Origin of the sequence: Sphingobium fontiphilum, from assembly GCF_014196635.1 — a bacterium.
In the GTDB taxonomy this organism is placed as follows: Bacteria; Pseudomonadota; Alphaproteobacteria; order Sphingomonadales; family Sphingomonadaceae; genus Sphingobium; species Sphingobium fontiphilum.
On sequence record NZ_JACIEB010000005.1, the window covers coordinates 276,215 to 297,878 of the forward strand.

Annotated in this window: 19 protein-coding genes; 13 read left to right on the forward strand and 6 right to left on the reverse strand. The window is 64.6% G+C overall.

Annotated features, from left to right (window positions below; all coding sequences use genetic code 11):
• The first annotated feature begins 65 nt into the window (after positions 1 to 65).
• Positions 66 to 1,199, forward strand: coding sequence for a phosphotransferase family protein (locus tag GGR44_RS12185; protein WP_183955854.1), 1,134 nt, complete (start codon positions 66 to 68; stop codon positions 1,197 to 1,199).
• Between the two features lie 55 nt (positions 1,200 to 1,254).
• On the opposite strand, the gene GGR44_RS12190 is transcribed toward GGR44_RS12185, so the two are convergent.
• A complete protein-coding gene (locus GGR44_RS12190) occupies positions 1,255 to 2,082 on the reverse strand; it encodes an SDR family NAD(P)-dependent oxidoreductase (RefSeq protein WP_183955855.1) in 828 nt (275 codons plus the stop codon).
• A gap of 173 nt (positions 2,083 to 2,255) precedes the next feature.
• On the opposite strand from GGR44_RS12190, the gene GGR44_RS12195 reads away from it, so the two are divergent.
• Positions 2,256 to 3,080, forward strand: a complete 825-nt coding sequence (locus GGR44_RS12195) for an SDR family NAD(P)-dependent oxidoreductase (RefSeq protein WP_183955856.1) — start codon at positions 2,256 to 2,258, stop codon at positions 3,078 to 3,080.
• A 39-nt stretch (positions 3,081 to 3,119) separates the two neighbouring features.
• Here the strand turns inward: GGR44_RS12195 and GGR44_RS12200 are convergent, their stop codons facing one another.
• Both GGR44_RS12200 and GGR44_RS12205 read right to left on the reverse strand, forming a co-directional pair.
• Positions 3,120 to 4,190: a phosphotransferase family protein gene (locus GGR44_RS12200; RefSeq protein WP_183955857.1), complete on the reverse strand. Its 1,071-nt coding sequence runs from the start codon at positions 4,188 to 4,190 to the stop codon at positions 3,120 to 3,122.
• Positions 4,190 to 5,290, reverse strand: coding sequence for a CapA family protein (locus GGR44_RS12205; RefSeq protein WP_183955858.1), 1,101 nt, complete (start codon positions 5,288 to 5,290; stop codon positions 4,190 to 4,192). Before GGR44_RS12205 ends, GGR44_RS12200 begins: the two co-directional genes overlap by 1 nt.
• A gap of 134 nt (positions 5,291 to 5,424) precedes the next feature.
• Between GGR44_RS12205 and GGR44_RS12210 the strand changes: the two genes are divergently transcribed.
• The 5 genes from GGR44_RS12210 to GGR44_RS12230 all read left to right on the forward strand — a co-directional run bounded on the left by GGR44_RS12210 (position 5,425) and on the right by GGR44_RS12230 (position 10,385).
• Entirely contained in the window at positions 5,425 to 6,201 is a 777-nt protein-coding gene (locus tag GGR44_RS12210; RefSeq protein ID WP_183955859.1) for an SDR family NAD(P)-dependent oxidoreductase, read from the forward strand.
• Positions 6,186 to 8,459: a molybdopterin-dependent oxidoreductase gene (locus GGR44_RS12215; protein WP_221214360.1), complete on the forward strand. Its 2,274-nt coding sequence runs from the start codon at positions 6,186 to 6,188 to the stop codon at positions 8,457 to 8,459. The genes GGR44_RS12210 and GGR44_RS12215 overlap by 16 nt, the downstream gene beginning before the upstream one ends.
• 330 nt (positions 8,460 to 8,789) lie before the next feature.
• Positions 8,790 to 9,422: an acyl-CoA dehydrogenase family protein gene (locus GGR44_RS12220; protein WP_183955860.1), complete on the forward strand. Its 633-nt coding sequence runs from the start codon at positions 8,790 to 8,792 to the stop codon at positions 9,420 to 9,422.
• Positions 9,386 to 9,628, forward strand: coding sequence for a hypothetical protein (locus GGR44_RS12225; RefSeq protein ID WP_183955861.1), 243 nt, complete (start codon positions 9,386 to 9,388; stop codon positions 9,626 to 9,628). Before GGR44_RS12220 ends, GGR44_RS12225 begins: the two co-directional genes overlap by 37 nt.
• A 31-nt stretch (positions 9,629 to 9,659) precedes the next feature.
• Positions 9,660 to 10,385 (forward strand): SDR family oxidoreductase, encoded by a 726-nt coding sequence (locus GGR44_RS12230; protein WP_183955862.1) that lies wholly within the window; start codon positions 9,660 to 9,662, stop codon positions 10,383 to 10,385.
• Positions 10,386 to 10,466: 81 nt separating this feature from the next.
• Here GGR44_RS12230 and GGR44_RS12235 read toward each other — a convergent pair whose 3' ends face one another.
• Positions 10,467 to 11,291 carry a VOC family protein gene (locus GGR44_RS12235; RefSeq protein WP_183955863.1) on the reverse strand — a complete coding sequence of 275 codons (825 nt, stop codon included), beginning with the start codon at positions 11,289 to 11,291 and terminating at the stop codon, positions 10,467 to 10,469.
• A 240-nt stretch (positions 11,292 to 11,531) separates the two neighbouring features.
• On the opposite strand from GGR44_RS12235, the gene GGR44_RS12240 reads away from it, so the two are divergent.
• From GGR44_RS12240 to GGR44_RS12250, 3 genes are all read left to right on the forward strand, one after another.
• Positions 11,532 to 12,983, forward strand: a complete 1,452-nt coding sequence (locus tag GGR44_RS12240) for a protein kinase family protein (RefSeq protein WP_246344586.1) — start codon at positions 11,532 to 11,534, stop codon at positions 12,981 to 12,983.
• A gap of 93 nt (positions 12,984 to 13,076) precedes the next feature.
• Positions 13,077 to 13,886, forward strand: a complete 810-nt coding sequence (locus GGR44_RS12245; protein ID WP_183955864.1) for an SDR family oxidoreductase — start codon at positions 13,077 to 13,079, stop codon at positions 13,884 to 13,886.
• A gap of 34 nt (positions 13,887 to 13,920) precedes the next feature.
• Positions 13,921 to 14,895 carry a nuclear transport factor 2 family protein gene (locus GGR44_RS12250; RefSeq protein WP_183955865.1) on the forward strand — a complete coding sequence of 325 codons (975 nt, stop codon included), beginning with the start codon at positions 13,921 to 13,923 and terminating at the stop codon, positions 14,893 to 14,895.
• Between the two features lie 306 nt (positions 14,896 to 15,201).
• Here GGR44_RS12250 and GGR44_RS12255 read toward each other — a convergent pair whose 3' ends face one another.
• Positions 15,202 to 17,721 carry a TonB-dependent receptor gene (locus GGR44_RS12255; protein ID WP_183955866.1) on the reverse strand — a complete coding sequence of 840 codons (2,520 nt, stop codon included), beginning with the start codon at positions 17,719 to 17,721 and terminating at the stop codon, positions 15,202 to 15,204.
• 526 nt (positions 17,722 to 18,247) lie between these two features.
• Between GGR44_RS12255 and GGR44_RS12260 the strand changes: the two genes are divergently transcribed.
• From GGR44_RS12260 to GGR44_RS12270, 3 genes are read left to right on the forward strand one after another with little or no spacing between them, the layout of a single operon-like run.
• Positions 18,248 to 18,628, forward strand: a complete 381-nt coding sequence (locus tag GGR44_RS12260) for a carboxymuconolactone decarboxylase family protein (RefSeq protein WP_183955867.1) — start codon at positions 18,248 to 18,250, stop codon at positions 18,626 to 18,628.
• A gap of 56 nt (positions 18,629 to 18,684) precedes the next feature.
• Complete coding sequence (locus GGR44_RS12265; protein ID WP_183955868.1) at positions 18,685 to 19,812, forward strand: phosphotransferase; 1,128 nt, start codon at positions 18,685 to 18,687, stop codon at positions 19,810 to 19,812.
• A 15-nt stretch (positions 19,813 to 19,827) separates the two neighbouring features.
• Positions 19,828 to 20,295 carry a nuclear transport factor 2 family protein gene (locus GGR44_RS12270; RefSeq protein ID WP_221214361.1) on the forward strand — a complete coding sequence of 156 codons (468 nt, stop codon included), beginning with the start codon at positions 19,828 to 19,830 and terminating at the stop codon, positions 20,293 to 20,295.
• A 74-nt stretch (positions 20,296 to 20,369) separates the two neighbouring features.
• Here GGR44_RS12270 and GGR44_RS12275 read toward each other — a convergent pair whose 3' ends face one another.
• Positions 20,370 to 21,524: an oxidoreductase gene (locus GGR44_RS12275; protein WP_183955869.1), complete on the reverse strand. Its 1,155-nt coding sequence runs from the start codon at positions 21,522 to 21,524 to the stop codon at positions 20,370 to 20,372.
• Between the last annotated feature and the right edge of the window lie 140 nt (positions 21,525 to 21,664).

The following is a 21,664-nucleotide window of genomic DNA, read 5'->3' on the forward strand; positions in this document are numbered from 1 at the left end:
TGTCCCGGAAGTGCCGCAATACCGCGATTCATACGTACCATGGCAATGAGAGGAAGGATAAAGCGATGTCGGTCAAGCTGGACGCAAAGACAGTCCATGATCGGTTGACCGCGTGGCTGGGGCGCACAAAGCCCTCGTGGCAGGGTCTTACCGTCGCGCCGATGGACGTGGTGCTGGGGTCCGGGTTTTCGGCCGAGATATTCTTCGTCGACGTGGAATACGACGAGGACGGCCAGCACCATCGCCGCACGCTGGTGGTGCGCCGCCAGCCGCAGACCTTCGAGGTGGTGTTCGAGAGCGATCTCAAGCTCCAGGCCAACATGATGGCCGCGCTGGATGCGCGCGGCGATCTGCCGGTGCCTTCGTGGGTGGGCATGGAGGATGATCCGTCCATCCTTGGGGCGCCGTTCCTGGTCATGGGCCGGGTCGAAGGGCAGGCGGCGACGCAGCGCCCGAATTACAATGTCGAAGGCTGGCTGACTGCGCTGTCCCCGGACGAACGGATGATGTTCTTTCGCAATGCGCTGACCGCACTGGCCCGGCTGCATGCGATCGACTGGCGCGATGGCTTTACGTTTCTCGACCGGCCCGATCGTGGCGCGCCGGGGCTGGACCAGTATCTTGGGTACCTGAAAGACTGGCACGCCGCGCGCGGGCAGGGCCGCCCATTGCCGATCGTCGATGCGGCCATGCGCTGGGTGCTCGAAAACCGGCCGAAAGACACCGATACCTGCGTGCTGTGGGGCGATCCCACGCCGTCGAACACGATGTGGCGCCCCGATGGCAGCGTGGCCGCGCTAATCGACTGGGAACTGGCCGCGCTCGGCCCGCGCGAACTGGACCTGGCCTGGTGGCTCTATTTCGACGATCTTTTCAGCCGCCGCTTTGGCGTGACCCGTCTGGAAGGGCTGCCGACGCGCGATGAAACGGTGGCGATCTATGAAGCCGCGGCTGGGCGCAAGGTGGGCAATCTCGATTATTACGACATCGTCGTGGCGCTGCGCATGGCGCTGGTGGCGGTTGGCGCTTTCGACCGGCAGGTGTCGCTGGGCAATATCCTCGAAACCAATATATCGGCCGACAACAACCTGATGACGCTATACATCGCGGAAAAGCTGGGCCTGCCATTGCCCGAACTGGGCGCGGACTTCCGCGACTTCATGCGCAACCTGACGCCGGTGGAAGAAGCGGCCGACTGACGGCGGCAGCAGCGCTGGCGGCATCCGCCAGCGCCGTGCACCGGGCGGCCCCCCGTCAGAGCTGGTTGCTGCCGGCGGCGGCGAACAGGCGCTGGAAATCGACCATGCTGGGCTGGTGCGCGGTGAACCCGCCATCGACGGGAATCAGCGCCCCGTTGATGAAGCGCGAATCGTCCGAGGCCAGGAACGCCACGACATGGGCGATATCGCGCGGGCTGCCTAGTTCGGGGTTGAGATGGTGCGCCAGCAGCACGTCCTTGACCGCCTGTGGGGTCGTTTCCACTGCAGTTTCGCTCAGCACGAAGCCGATGGCGATCACGTTGGAGCGCACACCCTGCTTGCCATATTGCGTGGCAATGAAGCGGCCAAGGTTGATCAGCGCGGCCTTGCTGGCGCCATAGGCGGTCAGCGTCATTTCGCCCAGCAGACCGAATCCCGATGCCGAATGGATGATCGACCCGCCGCCGCCTGCGATCATCGTCGGCAGCACATGCTTGCACAGCAGCATCGGCCCGCGCGCGTTGACGGCAAAGGCCTTGTCCCATGCATCGGCGGGCAGGTTCATCACATCGAGATCGCGCGCGCGCTGTTCCGTCGTCTGAAAGGCGGCGTTGTTGTGAACGATGTCGATCCGGCCATGGCGCGCGGCAATCGCGCCCACCGCGCGGGCGATATCGTCTTCGTCGGTCAGGTCGAAAACCGATGCTTCGGCGCGCAGCCCGCGCGCGCGCATCGCGGCGGCAGTGTCTTCGACGCGGTCGGCGAGGATGTCGTTGAGGATCACTGTGGCCCCGCGCTCGGCCAGCACGGTGGCGACATCGGCGCCGATGCCCTGGCCTGCGCCGGTTATGATGGCTACGCGGTCCTGCAACGGGGCTGTCATGCTGTTCTCCTGAAACGGTTAGGCGGTCACAAGAAGGCCATAACGCCAGCCGACACCTATAGAGCGATAGGCACGCGCGCGCGCGAAGACAGGAAAAACACCGCTCTCGGCAAAATCGCCGCGCAAACCGGAAACGGCATCTGCGTGAACAGCTATAGGGAAAAGGAGCGGACATGGGCGTACTCGACGGAAAAGTGGCGATCGTGACGGGGGCCGGATCGGGCATCGGCGCGCGCATCGCCCAGGTCATGGCCGAACAGGGCGCCAGCGTGCTGGCGGCGGCAAGCCGCGCGGAGAGCGCCGCTGGCACCACGCAGGCAATCCGCGATGCGGGCGGTTCGGTGGCGTCGGCGTTTGGCGATCTGGCCGATCCCGCCACCGCGCAAGGGCTGGTGGACGCTGCGGTGGAAGCGTTCGGCGGGGTGGACATCCTGGTCAACAACGCCGCGGTGACCGATGCGGCGACGCTGGCGAAGGATGCCAACATTGCCGACATGGACGCCGCGACGTGGGAGCGCACGCTGCGGGTCAACACCATCGCCCCGGCTCTGCTGTGCAAGGCGGCGATCCCGCACATGATCGCGCGCGGCGGCGGGTCTATCGTGATGGTCGCATCGGGGCGCGGGGTGCAGGGCGATCTGGGCATGCCCGCTTATGGCGCCAGCAAGGCCGCGCTCATCAACCTCGCGCTCAATGTCGCCACGCAGTATGGCAAGCAGGGCATCCGCGCCAATTCGGTTGTCGTCGGCATGGTGATGACCCCGCCGCTTGCGGCTTCGATCTCGCCGGAAATGATCGAACTGTTCACCGCGCACCACCTCACGCCTTATGTGGCCGATCCGCAGGACATTGCCGGGCCGGTGGCGTTTCTGGCTTCGGACGCGGCGCGGTTCATCACCGGGGCGACGCTGGCGGTCGATGGCGGGATGACATCGCACGCCGCGCCGTTTGCCGATGTGATGAAGCTGTCTGCCGCAGGCATGCTCAAACAGGATTGAACCGCCGCTCTTGGCGATAGCGTGGCCGGGCGCTGGGGTTCAGCGCCCGGCCATGAATTCGCCCAGATAATGCTCCAGTCGCCGGACAAGGAAATCCGGCAGGGCGGCAGGCGCGCCCATGTCCTTGTCGTTGCCATAATTGCGCACCGAAAGGATCAGGATCTTGAGCGCGGCGACTGCCATGTAATAGCTGAACCGGGGCATTGGCCGTCCGTAGATGCGTTCGAACCCGGCGACTGCCTCCGCCCCGCGCGGCAACCCGTCGATCCGGGGCACGCCGAAGTTTTCGCTGAACACTTCGTCCAGATAGACCCAGTGCGCCAGATCGACTTCGGGCGGGCCCAGCGTGGCCACTTCGAAATCGAACAGCGCGGCAACGCCGGTTCCCGCCGCATCGTACATCGTGTTGCCCAGCCGCGCGTCATTCCACACCAGCCCGGATTGGTCGGCGGGCGGTGCGGCGGCGCGCAGCGTGGCCAGCGCCTCGGCAATGACTGGGAAGGCGCGCCCGTCGCGCGCCCAGTCGAACCAGTTGCCCACGAAACGGTCGAGGTAAAACACGGCATCTGGCGCGGTTTCCTGCTGTGGCGCCAAAAAGCCGAAGTTGCGCCAGTCGATCCGGTGCAGGCGGGCCATTTCCTCAATCCCGTTCCACCAGGCGCGGGTCCGCTCCGCCGTGGTCAGGTCCGCGAACCAGCCCTGCTGGTGATAGCTGGGGAAATCGGGCGGCACCCGGCCATCCACCCGGTCCATCAGGAAAAACGGCGCGCCCAGCACCGTCGGGTCGCTTTCGGCAAAATCAATCTTCGGCACCCTGACCGCCGAGTGGGCGGCAATCGCGCGCATCACGCGGTATTGGTGGAACACATCGGCCAGCATCGGCACGGCGACATCGCGCTGGATGCGCGCGACCAGCCGCCGCGCCTGCGCGCCTTCGCCTGTGTCCCAGCGGGCGGTGAACAGGATCGTCCGGCTGGAAAAGCCCTGTGCCGGCTCGCTGGCATCGGAGATCGACACCTTGGGCAATCCGGGCAGGCGGGCGGACAGCCACGGGCCGATCCGGCCAGCGAAATCCTCCATGGCGGCATTGCTATCGGTCTGTGTCATCATCAGTCCAGTTTGATCCGGCCTTGCGCGTCCATCGTGCCGTTCAGCCCGGCGGCGGCGGTCCGTTCCGCCACCACGCCCAGAATGGCGTCATAGTGCGGATCGCCCGGTTGCAGGATGTTCGGCCGGCCACTGCTGCCAAGATAGACCGGCACGATCTGTACCCCGGTGATCGCGCCATCGGCAATCGTGATCGCCGCGCCCAGTCCCCGGCTGGTTTCATCGAGCAGTGGCGCGGAAATGCCCGATGGCGTTTCGTCGCGCGACCATGGGGAGATCATCGCAAATTTTCCCATGCAGTAAAGGATCGCCTTGCCGCGATAGACTTCGAAGCCCTTGATCGGCAGTGGCCCCTGGCTGACGATCAGGTCCACGCCCGCGTCGATGAACGCGCGCGCCGCATCGCGCTGGTAATCGGCAATGGCGGATTCGTGTTCGAGTATCCCCCAGTGGCAGCTCAGCACCACGGTATCGACTTCGGCCTTGAGCCGGGTGATGCACTCGATCATCGCCGCCAGATCGTCGCGGTTGACCAGCGTGCGCGTGTCCGGTTCGATGCCCCAGTCGTGCCAGCTATTGTTTTCGGCATAAGTATGGCGGCGCAGCGGCACAATTCCCGGCGTGCGCCGCCCGGCATGCGCACCAGGCAGAAACCCGGACGTGCAGGCGAGGAAGCCGATCCGATGGCCCTTGCGTTCTACGATCGCCGGTTCGCGCGCGGTGACGATGGTATCGCCGCCGCCGACCGGGGCGATACCCGATTCGCGCAGCAGCGCGATGGTGCGCAGGAAGGCGCGATAGCCGCCGTGCATGGTGTGGTTGTTGGCGACCGACATCACATCGAACCCGGCGGTGGCCATCATCGCAATGCTTTCCGGCGCGCCCGGCGCGAACAGATCGCCGCCATCGAAATCGTCGTTGATATGCGCTTCGACCGGGTGGGTATCGCCCGCCTCTTCGGCATAGGGCCATTCGCAGTTGCCGAATGTCACGTCGGCGGCGGACAGCACCGGCGTGACCGCGGTGAACAGGTCTGCCGGGGGTTCGCGCGTCATCAGTTGCAGATCGCCAACCGCAAACAGGCGCAAGGTTTTGTCGGGCATCGAGCTGGTCCTCTCCGTTTGACCGGGAGGCTGCCGCCCATCGCCGTGGGCTGCCCCTATCGGCTGGCCGGTTCCCCCCGGAGCGCGTGCATTATTGTGGAAGGCAAGAACAGACAGCGTGGTGGGAGATGGGCATGGCAGAACGCTTTACGGGAAGGGTGGCGCTGGTCACGGCAGGCGCGGACGGGATCGGCGCAGCGACTGCCCGCGCCTTTGCCGCCGATGGGGCCGTCGTGGTGCTGGCCGATATCAACGATGCGCTGGGGGAAGAGCGAGCCGAAGCCCTGCGCGCCGCAGGTTTCGCCGCCCACTATATCCACGCCGATGCTACCGATGAAGAACAGGTCGCGGCGCTTGTGCGCCAGACGGTCGAACGGTTCGGCGGGCTGCACCTGGCCGCAAACGTGGTGGGCGATGCGCACCCGGATTCGGCGGGGCCGGACCTGCACACCCAACCCGTTTCCGCCTTCGATCACACGATCACGATGTGCCTGCGCACCACTTTCATCTGCCTCAAGCATGAAATCGCCCACATGGTCGATCATGGCGGCGGGGCGATCTGCAATGTCACGTCGCTGGCGGGCATGATTCACAACGGTTTTGGCGGGGCCGGCTATGGCGCGGGCAAGGCGGGGGTGATCCGCCTGACCAAGTTTGCCGCGGTTTCCTATGCCGATCGGGGCATCCGGGTGAACTGCATCGCGCCGGGCGTCACGCCGACGCGCGCCTATTACAAGTTTGGCGATGATTACGCCAAGGTGCTGATCGGGGAACAGGTGATCAACCAGCCCATTGCCCGCGCCATCGGGTGCGATGAACAGGCCGCCGGGATCGCCTGGCTGTGTTCGGATGAAGCGGCGATGGTCACCGGCCATGTCCTGCCGATCGACGGCGGATGGACCGCGAAGTGACCGGCGCGACAGGCATGGTCACGCCGGCGCCGGAAGACGGTCTGCATCACCGGACCTGCCCGCTGTGCGAAGGCATGTGCGGGGTGACCGTTGCTGTCAAAGGCGGCAAGGTGGCAAGCGTGCGCCCCAATCGCCAGGATGTGTGGAGCCGGGGCCATGTGTGCCCCAAGGGTACGACGTTGGGCGATCTGCACCACGATCCCGACCGGCTGCGCACGCCGATGGTGCGCGACGGCGGCGAATGGAAAAGCGTATCGTGGGACGCGGCGTTCGCCCGGCTGGAAGAGCTGGTCGAAGGGGTGCGGGCGCGCCACGGGCCGGATGCCTTTGCCGCCTATGCCGGGAACATGGCGGGGAAGGATTCGGCGCTTTCGCGCTACTCCGGGCTGATGCTGCAAGCCTCCGGCATCCGGCAGGTCTATTCTTCCAGCACGGTCGATCAGCATCCCAAGAATCTTTCGGCCATGCTGATGTTCGGAAACGAATGGAAGATTCCGGTTCCCGATCTGGACCGCACCGACCTGTTCGTAATCTTTGGCGGCAATCCGGCGGCTTCGAAAGGCAGCATCTTTTCCCACCGCGATGTGATGGGCGCGATGCGAGATTTGCGCGCGCGGGGCGGGCGGGTGATCGTGATCGACCCGGTCCGCACCCCGACCGCGCGCGCTGCCGACCAATGGATCGGCCTGAAGCCGGGCAGTGATGCCGCGTTCATGCTGGGCGTGGCGCATGTCCTGTTTGCCCGCGATGCCGTGCGGCTGCGCCATCTTGAAGGTTTGATCGAAGGGCTGGACGCGCTGCGCGCGGTGGCCGCCGATTTCAACCCGGAACGGGTCGCGCCGTTCTGCGGCGTCGCAGCGGCCGTGATAACCGGCCTTGCCGATGAACTGATCCGCACCGATCGCGCCGCGATCTATGGCCGGATCGGCACCTGCACCCAGCAATTCGGCACGCTCGCGTCGTGGATGGTCGATGTCCTGGCGATCCTGACCGGCAATCTCGACCGCGAAGGGGGCAGCATGTGGAGCCGCCCGGTAGCGGCGCTGGTCGATATGCTGGCGACCCTGCCCAAAGGCATGCCGGTGGTCATGGGGCAAAGCCGGGTGCGCGGCGCGCCCGCCGTGCTCGGCCAGTTCCCGGCATCGTGTCTGGCAGAGGAAATCGCCACGCCCGGTCCCGGCCAGATCAGGGGCCTGCTGACCGTTGCCGCCAATCCTGCGCTCAGCGCCCCCGATGCGGGGCGGCTGGCCGCTGCGCTGCCGCTGCTGGAATGCATGGTCAGCATGGACAATTACATCAACGAAACGACGCGCCATGCGCACGTCATCTTTCCCAGTCCGTCGTTTCTGGAAAGCCCGCATTTCGACATGTGGTCGTGGATATTTTGCCTGACCAGCGGCGGGCGCTATTCGCCGCCGGTCTTTCCGCCGCAGGGCAGGCCGGAACACTGGCGCGTGGTGGCGCGTGTCGGGGCGATCATCGGTGGTCAGCCGCACGCCGATGTCGACACGATGGACGACCGCTATTTCGCCGCGCTGGCCGCCGGGCGCGGGATGGCCCCCGAACAGGCGCTGGCTTTGCTGCCCGAACGCGGGCCTGCGCGCATTCTCGACCTTGCCATCCGCACCGGGCCGTTCGGGGACCGGTTCGGTGCGGTTCAGGACGGGTTGTCGCTGGCCAGCTTTGCCGATGCGCCCGATGGGCGGATTATCGGCCCGGCCGTGCCGCGCGCTTCCGAAGGCTTTGCCACCGCATCGGGGCGGATCGAGATCGCCCCGCCGCTGATCCTGTCCGACATTCCCCGGCTGGAGCAGGCGGTCGATGCGCCCGCCGCGCCGCTGGTGCTGGTCAGCCGCCGCCACTTGCGGTCGATGAACAGCTGGATGCACAACATCCCAACGCTGGTGAAGGGCAAGGAACGCTGCACGCTGCGGATGCACAGCGCCGATGCCGCTGTGCGGGGTTTGGTCGGCGGCGACACGGTGGCTGTGACTTCGGTGGCCGGGACCATCACGGTTCCGCTGGAACTGGACGACGATATCCGCCCTGGCGTGATTTCCATGCCGCACGGCTGGGGCCACGGCGATCCGCAAACCCACCTGGCGGTGGCGCAAGCGCATCCGGGCGCCAATACCAATGTTCTAAGCCCCGGTACGCTGGTGGATGCGGTTTCCGGCAATGCGGTGCTGAACGGTATCCCGGTGGATGTGCGCAAGCTGGTGAACAACGGCAACGTCGTGATGCGAGCGACAGCATGAACAAGGTTCCGGGGACATTTGCCGCGCGCGGTGTCTGATCCTCTCCAGCCGGGCAATCGCTCCTGCGCGCGTCCGGGCTGTTCCACATTACCGCCCCACGCCGCGCCGGAGGGCCGGGCTGCGCGGTACATCCGCATGTCGAAACCGTGGCGCAACTGGCGCAAGGCTGCGTCTGCACGGCTTGGGCGTTCTGCCTGCCGTCGGGCGTGACAGGAACAGTGCTGGGTTTTCCGCCGACGGCAACCGACATCGTTCCCTACCGGCAACGAACTGCTGTGCAGCGCCTCTGCGCCAACCGCAACGGCCACGCCGGTCCCGGGTGGATATCGTGTGAACGGCAAGTGGGGCCATGGTTCGGGAAGCCGTCATGCCGACCGGGCGCTGAACGGGGTGCAACTGCTCGACGATACCGGCATGGTGACGGAAATGGCGATGGCTTTCATCGATCTGCGAGATCCGGCCTGTGCCCTGCTGAACGACGGGCACGTGGCCGGGGTGGCGGGATCGGGCAGCAACAGCATCGTCGCCACCGACCTTTTCGTGCCCGAAGCCCTGATCCTGCACACCGCGCATGCGTCGTCCGCCGCAGTGCTGCTGGGCGCTGCCAAAACGATCCTGCAGGCTGTGGTGCGCGCCACCGGCGCGCGGCCGGTTGTTGGCTGGGCCTATGAAAATCAGTCGGCGTCGCAGACTCTCAACGCGATGATCGGCCAATTCGCGCTGGAATTCGATTGGGCGTGGATGCACATCCGCCGCGCGACCGGGCTGATGGACGATACCGCCAGCACGCGCCCGCTGACCGGGTTCGAAAAGGCGCAGATCCAGGCCGATTGCGGCTTTGTGATGGGCCTGTTGCGCACGGCGGGCAACCGCCTGCTCGACATGCGGTGCGCGATGCCTTGCGCGCGGCGCGCGGCGACGGGTAGATGCGCTTTGCCTCGCTCGACGTTGCGGTGGACCTGATCGTCGGCATGACGGTAGAGGCGCGCCGCCGCCTGATCCGCAGCGCGCAAGACCGGCAGCCCTATATCGACGAAATGCTTGCCTGCACCTTTGCCGGGCTGGGCACGAACCCGGACGTGTTCGCCCGCGCCGCACAATCGGCATGGTCCCGCATTTTGGAAGGTGCGGACCAGTTGCAATGGTGGTCCACAGCCCGCGCCGCGTGAATCGCGCAAGCAACTGGGAGAGACGGACACCATGGGATCGCTTGACGGAAAAATCGCAGTCGTTACCGGCGCCTCATCGGGGATCGGCGAAGCCACCGCCCGCCGCCTGGCCGGAGCGGGCGCGCGCGTCTTTCTCGCCGCCCGGCGCGAAGACCGGCTCGCCGCGCTGGCTGCGGAGCTTGGTGGCGGCTGCGGTTATCTTGCGCTCGATCTGGCGCAGCCCGAAGCCCCGGCCGCGTTGCTGGCCGACGTTACTGCCCGGTTCGGCACGCCTGATATCGTCGTCCATAACGCGGGCGTGCTGCACGTCGGCACGGTGGACGAGTTCGATCTGGCCAACCTGCAGCCGATGATCGCTCTCAATTATGAATCCGTGGTGCGCGGATCGCACCTGTTCGCCCGCGCGATGAAAGCCGCCGGGCGCGGCGATATCATCAACATTTCCAGCATCGGGGCGAATATAGTTTCCCCCGGCACCGGCATTTACGGTGGGCTGAAAAAGGCGCTGGAAATGTATACTGATGCCTTGCGCATCGAACTGGCCGGAACCGGGGTCCGGGTCGGCCTTGTGGCGCCGGGCATGACCAGCACGGAAATCTTCGAACCGATGAAAGCCGCGGGCAAGGAAGGCTGGGACACATACATCCCGGCGCTGGAGCCCGATGACATTGCCCGCGCAATCCTGTTCATGCTGGAGCAGCCGCGCCGCGCCAAAACTGCGCGGATTCACGTCTATTCCGGCCACGAAGGCTACTGATCCCGAACGCTGCCCCGCTCCGACTCCGCCCGATTGAGGCGAGTCGGGGCGGGGCGCCAGCGCGTGTCAGGCCAGAGTATATCAGGCCAGTCCGAGCATCTCCGCATCGGCTTCCACCGGGTAGATCGACAGCGGAAAGCCCTGCTCGGTCGGGCCGAAGAAATAGGCATTGCCGCCGCTGGCCATCGTGCGGCTGTACCGCACCGGATAGCCGGCTGCTTCCAGCTTGGCGCGCGCGGCCTCCACGTCGGGGTGCATGATGTCTACCGAGACCAGCGCGCTGGCGATCCCGTCGAGCAGCGGCGATGGTCCTTCGATCAGGCGGACCCGGTGCGCGCCGGACAGTCCACGCTTGCCAAAGCCCACGGGATCGAACGGGTGGAACTCCATATCGTAGCACGCACCAAGCGAGGCGGCGAGCGCGTCGATATCGGGAGAAACCACCGTCACGCAGCCGATCTTGGGCGGCGCGGCATCGTCCAGTGCATCGAACGGCAGTTCCGACCGGATCTGCGCTTCGTTCACGCCTTCGGTGCAGGCGAGGAACTGGATGCCGTGAAAATCGCGGCCGAACAGATATTCGTTCACTGCCGGGACCGGCAAATAGCTGACAGCGATGGGTTCGTGCCCTGCCGCCTTCATCCGCGCGAGGACCGAATCGGCGTCGGCCACGTCCACCGCGATTTCGATCAGCGGATCGCCTTCGGCAAAAGGCAGCCCTTCGACGCCGGGCTGAATCGGTTCGATGCCGTGCTGGCCGAACCGGACCTTGAATGTGGCGTCGGGATAGACTTGCGCGATCAGTCCCGGCGCGAAGAAGGTAAAGCCGAACAAGTCATGCATGCGTTGGGTAAAGGCATCCATATCTTCAACCCGCCACGCCATGCGGCAAAACTTCGGTACCATCGGATTCTCCTATCTCCATAAGGTGCAGCAGGCCGGGGCATGCGCTGCCCGTGGCCATGACGGATCTTCTGTCCGGTTCTTGCAGCTTGCAGACTAGGCACACCATGGTGCTGCCATACCCCGCCTTTTGGTAGGAAGTGGCGCCCGGCGGAGTGCGTATCACTTCATCACAACAAGCATAACGATGGTTCCGACCGGCAAGGGAGCCACAGGTCGCGCACCGCACCGATCATGGAGAGAATGATGGCTGAAGCACACGATCCGACGAACCGCGGCGCCTCTGAAAGCGCCGATCAGCTTGAGCGGATCACCCGCTGGGCCGAAAGCAACCTTGGCGGCAAGGTTACCCGCATCGAGCGGCAGCGCCGCTGGCGCCCGGTGTGGCGAGTCAGCATGGAAAACAAGGGCGAAGCGCGCGAATACCTGTTCAAGGCCGACCGCGTGTGGGCTGCGCACCCTTATCCGCACGTCCACGAAATGCATCTGCTCAACGTGCTGGCGGCGCACGACATCCCGGTGCCGCCACAGCGCGGCTTCTGCGAGGATCCGCCGGCCATCGTGATGGACTGGGTGCGCGGCGGGCGCGATCCCGGCCTGGTCATGGAAGCGGTGGAATCGGCATCGACGATGACGCCCGACCGCTGGTCGGCTTCGTTGCAGTACATGGAGCAGCTGGCCGCCATGCACAAGATTCCGGTCCCCGCGTTGGAAGCCATCGGCTGCACCCGGCCCGAAGGCCCGACCGAACTGGCCTTGCAGCACTACGAACGCTTTCACGCCATGTATGAAGAGCAGGGCATCGTTGATCCGCCGATGGAGTTTGCCACGCGCTGGCTGCGCCGCAACGTGCCGGAGCACCGCAACCGCATTTCGCTGGTGACCGGGGATTGCGGGCAGTTCCTGTCCGAAGGGCCGAACCTGACCTGCGTGATCGACGTGGAAATCGGCCACCTGGGCGATCACCTGCACGATCTGGCATGCTTCCGAGGACGCCATCCGGTTGAAAACATGGGCGATCTGCCTGCGCTGTTCAAGCATTACGAAAAGGCGCTGGGCGAACCGCTGGACCTTGGCGTGATCGCCTATCACACGGTTGCCTTCCTTGGCGTCGGCTATTTCGGCCCGCTGTTCGCACTGGCGCGCACCGATGCCGGTGGCGATTGGGTTGAAGCCGCCGTGCAGTGCGCCTTCATCGGCCGGCGCATGCTCGAAGCCCTTGCCGAAGTCGAAGGGATCGAACTCGACGAACTGACCCTGCCCGATCCGCGTCCTTCGCCGCTTGAGGAAATGGCGCTGGCCAAGCTGGCGGCGGATCTGCACCGCCTTCCGCTGAGCGAAACCTTTGCAAGCTGGCAGCGCGGTATTCTGGCCAGCGTGCCCGAATATCTGCTCAACCAGGCGCGGTATCGCCGCTGGGCCGAAGATGCCGACCTCGACGATCTCGAAGCCCTGCTGGGCGAGCGTCCGGCCGATCTGGTCGATGCCGACAACAAGCTGGTCGCGTTCATACGCAGCGCCGGGCCGGAACACGACGCCGCCCTGACCCGCCTGATGCACCGCCGCCTGCTGCGCCAGTGCCTGATTATCGCGGGGCCGGGCGCGCCGGAGGACCACCTTGCGCTGATGAAGGTCGAGCCGCTGCTTGATGGCCGGATGGACCGGGTTGGCGATCCGGCGCTGGCCTTCGCCTGATTGCTGCTGGCCGGACGCAGGCATCGCGGCGTCCGGCCCACCGCACGACGCCCGCTGTGCAGGCGGGCGCGCGCATGCCCGAAAGGAACAGACATGGATTTGGGAATCAGAGGAAAAGTGGCGCTGGTGACCGGCGGCACGCATGGCATGGGCCGCGTCGTGGCCGAACGGCTGGGCGATGAAGGCGCGCGTGTCGTTGTTGTCGCGCGCGGCCGGCCGGGGCTGGACGATACCGTTGCCGCAATCACGGCAAAAGGCGGCGAAGCGGTGGGCGTCTCGGCGGACCTGACCGATCTTGGCGCTTACGATTTCATCGTCGCCGAAGCGGCAAAAGCGTTTTCCGCGCCCGACATTGCGATCTTCACCCCGGTGGCGCCGCCATCGGGCGGATTCGATGCGTTCGACGATGCGGCCTATGACGCTGCCTACAGCAATATCGTCAAGGCCTTCCGCCACTTTGCACTGGCGGTCGTCCCGGCGATGAAGGAGCGCCGCTGGGGCCGGATCGTCACGATCGGGTCGGGCGCCGCAAAATCGCCCGCGCGCGCATCGGTGCTCAATTTCGACTATATCCTGGCCAACACCGTGCGCCCCGCCGGGCTGGGGTTGAGCCGCAGCCTGGCCGACGAGCTTGGTCGCTTCGGCATTTCGGTCAACACCGTGGCTCCCGGCTTTATCGACACGGGCGAGGCTTATGCCGCGTTTTTCGAACAGTGCGCCCGCGATGCGGACATGGCGTTCGAACCGTTCATGGAAGCGTTTCTGCGCCGCATACCGGCCAATCGTTTTGGTCGGCCCGAAGAAGTCGGCTCGCTGGTGGCGTTCCTGTGCGGACAGGACGCGGGCTATGTTTCGGGCCAGTATATTGTCGCCGATGGCGGCTACATGCAGGCTTATCATTGATCCGCGCGCGAAGCGCGGGAGGAGAGGACGCATTATGAAACCCATGTCACTTCTTGCAGGGGCGGCGGCGTTTGCCGTTGCCACTATCGGCGGCGCGCAATCGCCCGCAGCACCGACATTTAACGATCCCGCCGATGTCGCCGCGATCAAGGCCATCGAAGAAGTGCTGGCGACCGAGCTGGACATCGAAAAGCTGATGCCGCTCTATGCCCAGGATGCGGTGGTGCTCGACCTGTTCACGCCCGGCGTGTTCCAGGGCAAGGAGCAGATTCGCGCCGGTTTTGCGCCGCAGCTTGGCGCGATCAAGAGCATGACCAAGACTACGCCCGAAATGATCGTGGCCACCAATGGCACTTTCGGCTGCGTTGCCAGCCAGGTGGCCTATGAAACGGTGATGAAGGACGGCAAATCGTTCAAGATGAACGTGCGCGTGCTCGATGCGCTCAAGAAGATCGACGGCAAGTGGCAGGTCGTGCAGCAACATCTGTCGCTGCCGGTCGATCCCGCGACGCTTGCGGCCATGACCGAAGCCCCGATTGAAGGGCGTTCGATGCAGTGGTCGGCCACGCCGCTGGAACCGGTTTCGACCACGCCGGAAAAGGCGAAGGAAGAGATCCGCGAATATATGGATGTTGGCGGGGCGTCGGTCGGGCTGGAAAAGCTGATGACCTATTACGGGCCGGGAGACGATACGCTGCTTTACGACGGGTTCAGTGCGAAATCGCTGATCGGCAAGAAGGAGATCGCTGATTTCTATGCGCCGATCATGGGCAGCTACAACGGGATCAGCCTGGAAATGCCGCTGTTCGCGGTCGACTCGGATGGATCGTTTGGTATTCAGATCGATACGCAGCAGCTTACGCTGAACATGAAGGATGGCACCAAGCGCAAGGTCGCGCTGCGGCAGAGCGATTGCATGCGCCGCGTCGGGGGCAAGTGGTACAGCTTCCTTGAAATGGTGTCCTATCCGATTGATGCAGCGACGATGAAAGCGCAGGTCACTTTCTGATATTGCGCCGCTGAACGGACGAGGGGCTGCCGCAAGGTGGCCCCTTTTTTGTGCGTGTAAGTGGCGCAGCATGGGCGTGCGCTTGCCGGTGTGGTTCGCGCAGTGTGGGGCGGCGCTTCACACCGAAGGCCCATGCTTGAAGGGTTTGCGTTTGAACAGTTTGCTGGCGCGGCCGCTGTTGTCCGCGGCGCCCAAAGCGTGGACCTTGTCGCCGGGGTTGCTGCGTCAAGGCCGGGCGCGTCCCTGGCGCGCAAAAGAAAACGGCGGCCGCACGAAGCGACCGCCGTTTCTTCAGTCTGTATCAGATCAGAAGCTGTACTTGACCGTTGCACCGTAAGTGCGCGGGGCGCCCTGGAACTGCACGGTGGCGCCAAGGCCGGTATAGCTGTTGAACACGTTCGTGAAGTTGGCCTTGTTGCCAACGTTGCGGCCCCACAGCGCGATTTCGATCGCGGGGTCGTTGAACGTGTAGCTCGCCTGCAGGTTGACGAGGCCGTAGCCGCGGACCCGCGATGCTTCGTTTGCAATCGCCACGGCGGCGGCCTGAGCCGGATCGCCAGTGGTGAAGAAGTCGAAGTAGCGCGACGAGATATACGAGTAGTCACCATGCAGGCTCAGGCGACCGTTTTCGAAGTCGAAGCCCTGCGTCAGCGAGACGTTGGCTGTCCACTTAGGCGCCTGGGTGATGGGTTCACCCGACCGGTCGACTTGGACCTGCTGGCCACCGACGAGCTGCGTTTCGAAGCGGCTGCCCTTGACATAAGAGGCGTGCAGGTAGGCGACACTGGTGCCGATTTCCATGCCTTCCCAAGGAATAACGGTACCTTCGAATTCGAAGCCGTAGGTCTTGGCCTTGCCCGCGTTGGTCACGAACTGGGTCAGACGGGTCGCGCCGGTGCCATCAACGAAGGTTGCGTTGATGATGCGCTGCACGTTCGACTGCCAGGCGTGGAACACGGCCAGGTTTGTACGCACGCGACGGTTGAAGAATTCACCCTTGATGCCGCCTTCGACATCGCGCACGTCTTCCGGCTTGAACGAGCTGGAATAAGGCGGCGGAACCGGACGGGCGTTGAAGCCGCCAGAGTTGGATGCGCCGCTGGTCTTGGCATAGACGAAGATGTCGGGCGACAGCTTCACGTCGATGCCGGCGGTCCAGGCCGGATAGCTGAACTTGGCGCTACCACGGTCATTACAACCGCTGTTCGGGGCCTGTTGCTGCACCGGCGCGGGCTGCCCGGCGTTCACGCCTGCCTGGCAGGTGATGGTCTGGCCAGGACGCGGCAGGTGCGGCGTGGTGCCCTGACGGTTGATTTCACGCGTATCCCAGGTGTAGCGCAGACCGCCGGTCAGACGGATGGCATCCGACACATTATAGTACAACTGTGCGAACACGCCGGTGGACTGCGAGACGAACGAACCGAAGGTGTTGTCGCCGCCGGTTGCGATCGGCGTCGCATAGAAGATTGCCGAACGCGACTGTTCCGTACCAGCTTCGCGGAAGTAAATGCCGCCGAAGATGTACTGAAGCTTACCGACATCACCCGAAATCTGCAGTTCTTCGCTGAACTGGTGCTGCTTGTACTGGCTGATGAACGCGCCGGCACCGGTGTTGGTGCCAAGCAGGTCGAGGTTAGACGTCGTGTTCGAGTTGCGGTAGCCGGTGATCGACTTGATCGTCACTTCACCTACATCGACCGAGATGTTGCCGGTCAGCGAGTAGGCTTCGCTGAACGTACCGCTGTCGTCGATCGCATTCACGCCGGTGAAGGGGCCCGCGTAGTTTACCCGCCAATCGCGCGAAAGCAGGCCGGCCTGCTGGGCGGCGGTGGCGAATTCGGTGTTCAGGTACTGCGTGATCGGGCCGATCGGGCCACGCGAGAAACCGGCGAAGGTCGATGCCGGGACCGAGAACGTGGCCGAAAGCGGGATCGGTGTAGTGCCGGGGATCGCGCCGGAGCGGACGCCCTGCGAAATGGCATAGAAGTTTGCCATCGGACCGGTCGGGTTGATCGCGGATACGGCAACCGGGTTGCCGGTGTCCCGGTAATTCATGTAGTCGCCCGACAGGTTCAGCGTCAGCGGAACCGAGCTGGGTTCCCACTTCAGCGACCCGCGGCCGTAATATTCGCCCTTGATCCCGCCGTTGGCGATGCCGGTGGACAGGTTGGGGAAGTAGCCGTGGCGGTCGTTGTAGCGACCGGCAAAGCGCACACCCAGTTCATCGGTCAGCGGGAGGTTGACGACGCCTTCAACAGCCTTTTGCGAGTAGTTGCCGAAGCCGACTTTCATATAGCCTTCGGTAACGCCGAGCTTGGGCTGCTGGCTGGTCAGGTTGAGCGCACCACCTGTGGTGTTGCGGCCGAACAGGGTGCCCTGTGGACCACGCAGAACTTCTGCACCGGCAGCATCAAGGAAGCCGAGGTTGCCGACGATCGGACGGGCGACATAGACGCCGTCGATGTAGATACCGACAGCGGCGTCCGAATATGAGTTCGGGCTGTTCTGGGCCTGGCCGCGAATGGCGAGGTAGACGATGGTGGCGGGGCCGGTGCCACCCGTACCCACCGACAGGCTGGGCGCGGTCCGCATCAGGTCGGTGACCTGCAGAACCTGGCGCTCTTCCAGCTTTTCAGCGCTGAGGGCGGTAACGGCGACCGGAACGGTCTGGATGTTTTCACTGGTGCGGCGTGCGGTAACGACGATGTCGGCAAGGCCGACCGCGTTGCTTTCCGCTTCCTGTGCATGGACGGCACCAGGCATGCCGAGTGCAGCGATCGGCGCAACCGTCGCAAGCAGAATCCGATTGTACGTAGAGTACTTCATGTTGGCATTTCCTCCCCATTCGAGCATTGTAAAGCCCGGTAGTCTTTTATCGGCTGAGTCAGTGCGTCGCTTGCGACAACTGCAAGCCGCCGGACCATTTCAGAGCGGGTTGCTCACCGCGCCGCTCTTAGGTGATTCAATTTCTATCGTGGACATGCAATAATGTTGTCATCCGGCCATTGGTCATCGCCAAACAGCAATTCCGTTGCTGCTGGGCGAGACGGCGATGACTTCCTGCCTTTCCCCTCCATCCCATTCTACCGCTATTGGATGCGCGGCTCTTTTAACGGCGCGAGCCAATGGCCAGCGCCTCTCTCGTCGGTAGATCGTGCATGAGGAATGCGGCACCTATCTTCAGGTAGGGATGGTAGGGGAAACACAGGCCATTGACCCGGTAGCCCGGGCATCTCCAATATGGCGGCCGAGCGACCGGGTAGAACCGTGGCGATTTGTGCGGCAGTGTTGCGCAAAAGCATCGCCCAATTCCGCAACACGGTGGCATCATACCATCAGAAGGAATCATTGCATGACCGACAAGTGGGCCAAGGGAATTGAGATGTTCGACGCCGTGTACGGCAAGGGTTCGTCGGCCATGGTTGAGGCCGCGCCCCGCTCTCCCTATCTGGACGAAACGGTCGAACACCTCTTCGGCGACATCTGGGCATCGGGCGAACTGTCGATGCGTGACAAGCGGCTGATGGTCATCGGCGCTACCACGATGCTGGGGCGGGCCGATCTTCTCGAAATCCAGATTGCCGGGGCGATTCTCAACCGCGAGCTGACCGATGCACAGTTTGAGGAAATGAAGCTGCTGATGCTGTTCTATGCCGGGGCCGGCAACACCACGGCGCTTTCGCGCGGGATCGACATGGCGCGCAAGCGTGCGGCCGACATGGCAGCGCAGTAAACGCGCCAGGCCGGGGGATGAGGATGCGGCCGGAACCGGCCGGAAAGGGCAGGGACATGCAACACACGCCACCCAACGGAATCGTTCCGGCAGGAGGGATTCCCTTCGATCCCGATGCGTTCGATACCGCGATGCTCAACGCGATCATCGCGCCATGGCGGCCCGACGTGCGGATCGCGCAGGTTCGGGTGAAGGATGCCAAACGCTATGGCGACGGCATGGTTTGCACCGCCGCGCGCGCGTTTCTGGACGTGGACTATGCGCCCGGCACGCCGGCAGACGTGCCGCGGCATCTCGTGCTCAAGCTGGGGCGTTCGCCCGATTTCATGATCGGCCCGCTTTACCAGAACGAAGTGCGCTTCTACAACGTCCTGCGCCCCGAAGTGACCGACATAGAGGCGCCGTTCACGCTGGGCGGCGCCTATGATCCGGCCACACAGGGCTTTGCCCTGCTGCTGGGCGATCTGACCGATCACGGCGCGCGGTTCCCCAATGTCCTGTCACGGATCACGCTGGACGAAGTGCGCGCTATTCTCGAAATGCTCGCCCGCCTGCACGCGCGCTACTGGCGCTCGCCGCGGTTTGCGGGCGACCTTGGCTTTCTGGAAACGCACACCGATGGCGAACTGGCCCGGTTCATGCACGATTTCGTGCCCCACGCCATCCAGCAGGAAATCGACAGCGAAAACTTCAAGCGCGAGATGGTTGCCCGCCTGCGCACCACCGGCGACGAATTGCGCCGGGGTGTCGCGCGGTTGCACCAGCATCAGCAGACGTTGCCGCATACCGTGCTGCATGGCGATACCCACATCGGCAACACCTATCTGCTGCCCGATGGCCGCGCCGGATTGCTCGACTGGCAACTGACCGTGCGCGGACATCATATGCACGATGTCAACTACCTCATCACCACCGCGCTGCCGATCGACCAGCGCCGCGACAACGAACGCGATTTGCTGGCGTTCTACCTCGACCGGCTCAAAGCCCACGGGGCGAGCGATGCGCCCGGCTTTGCAGAATCGTGGGACGAATACCGCCGCTGCCTGGTCTGGGGCGTATATATTGGCTGGCTGACGACCAACATCGCCAACTACGGGTGGGAGATCACCGTGCTGAACCACCTGCGCCTGACCACGGCGTTCGAGGATCACGATACCGCCGCGCTGCTCCGCGCGCTGGACTGAAGGGGAGAGCCTGCGATGACACTGGAAGATCTTGTCGCCCGCGAAGCCATAAAGGATGTCAAGGCGCGCTACTGCCATCACATCGACCTCAAGGAATGGGATCTTTACGCGGGGCTGTTCACCGAGGACGCCACGCTTGATGTGGACCAGTCCGTTTCGACCCGCGGGCGTGCGCCCAATCCGCAGCCGCGGGTCACCGGCCGCGCCGCCATCCGGGCGTTCATGCCGCAGATGCTGGACAACGCCGATACCGTTCACCAGGTCCATGCCCCGATCATCACCCTGACATCGCCGACAAGCGCGAAGGCCGTCTGGGCGATGGAAGATATCGTCAGGATGCCAGGGTTCCACCTGGAAGGGCGCGGCCATTACCGGGAAACCTACGCGCGGATCGACGGCCAGTGGTGCATCGCGTCGCTGCACCTGACCCGCACCTGGCTGAACATTATCGAAGGAAGAGAAACAGGACCGCTGGTCGACTGACCGGAGGCCGCGCCGCCAACAGGGCCGCAGCAGCCCTGTTGGCGGCGCGGCTGCCGCCCCCCGTGCGCTTTGGCCTATTCGACCGTGGCGAGCACGCGGGGGTGGAAGGGCATGAAGGGCGCGTTGTCGCGCACCTTTTGCGCCCATGCCGGGTCTGCGATCAGCGCGCGGCCGACGCCGACCAGGTCGAACTCCCCGGCCGCGATGCGGGCTTCCACATCAGGCACGTTGTTCACCGCGGCGACTTCGCCCATGAAGCTGTTCTTCAGTTCGTTGGCAAGGCCGATGCCACCGACCGCCATCGTCGGCCGCCCGGACAACTTGCGGGTCCATCCGGCCAGCGTCAGGTCCGATCCTTCGAACGCGGGGTGGTGATAATAGCGCGTGCTGGCATCGAAGATATCGACCCCGGCATCGGCCAGCGCCCCGACCAGTTCGGCCAGTTCGTCCGGCGTCTTTGCCAGCCTGGCGTTGTAATCCTGCTGCTTCCACTGCGAATAGCGGAACATGATCGGCATATCGCCCACTTCGGCGCGGATCGCCTTGACCAGCTCCACGCCGAACCGCGCCCGATCGCGCAGCGCGGCACCGCCCCAGCGATCGTCGCGCCGGTTCGTTTCGTGCCAGAAGAACGCATCGGGCAGGTAGCCGTGGGCGCCGTGAATGGCGATGCCATCGAAGCCGACAGCCCGCGCGTTGGCGGCGCTGCGCGCGAAACCGGCGATCACGTCGACGATATCCTCGTCGGTCATCGGCGCGGTCGGCACCAGCATCTTCTCGATATAGGACGGGGCGACGGTGGCCAGCCCCCCCGCAGGCCCCCAGATGCCCGATGGCCGCGAGGACATGCGATCAGGGTGAGGCCCGGTAAGGTCGGTGCGGATCGGCCCCTGGTGCCACAACTGCGGAAAGATCGCGCCACCCGCCGCATGCACCCCGGCCACGATTTCGCGCCAGCGGCCCATCGCTGCATCGCCCTGCAGTTCGGGCATGTTCGCTTCGTCCAGCGACCCGCAGCCGAGTGCCGTGGGGTGGTCCACGCCGATCCCTTCAGTGACGATCAGGCCGACGCCATGTTCGGCGCGGCGGCGATAATAGGCATCCACCGGCGCCGAAGGCACGCCATCGGGCGATGCCATCCGCGTCATCGGCGACATCACGATGCGGTTGCGCAAGGTCACGCCGCGCACCGTCAGCGGGCGGAAGATGGGTCGATCCTGATTGGTCATGCAAATCCTCATGGTGCCCGGTCAAAGGCCGAGTTGCCGCGCAAGGCAGGCAAGGCGAGCAACGATACTCCCGCAATCGGCATCGCCGTTCAACCTGTCGCAGGGCAGGAGGAACATGGCTCCTTGCGGGCCAGATCAAG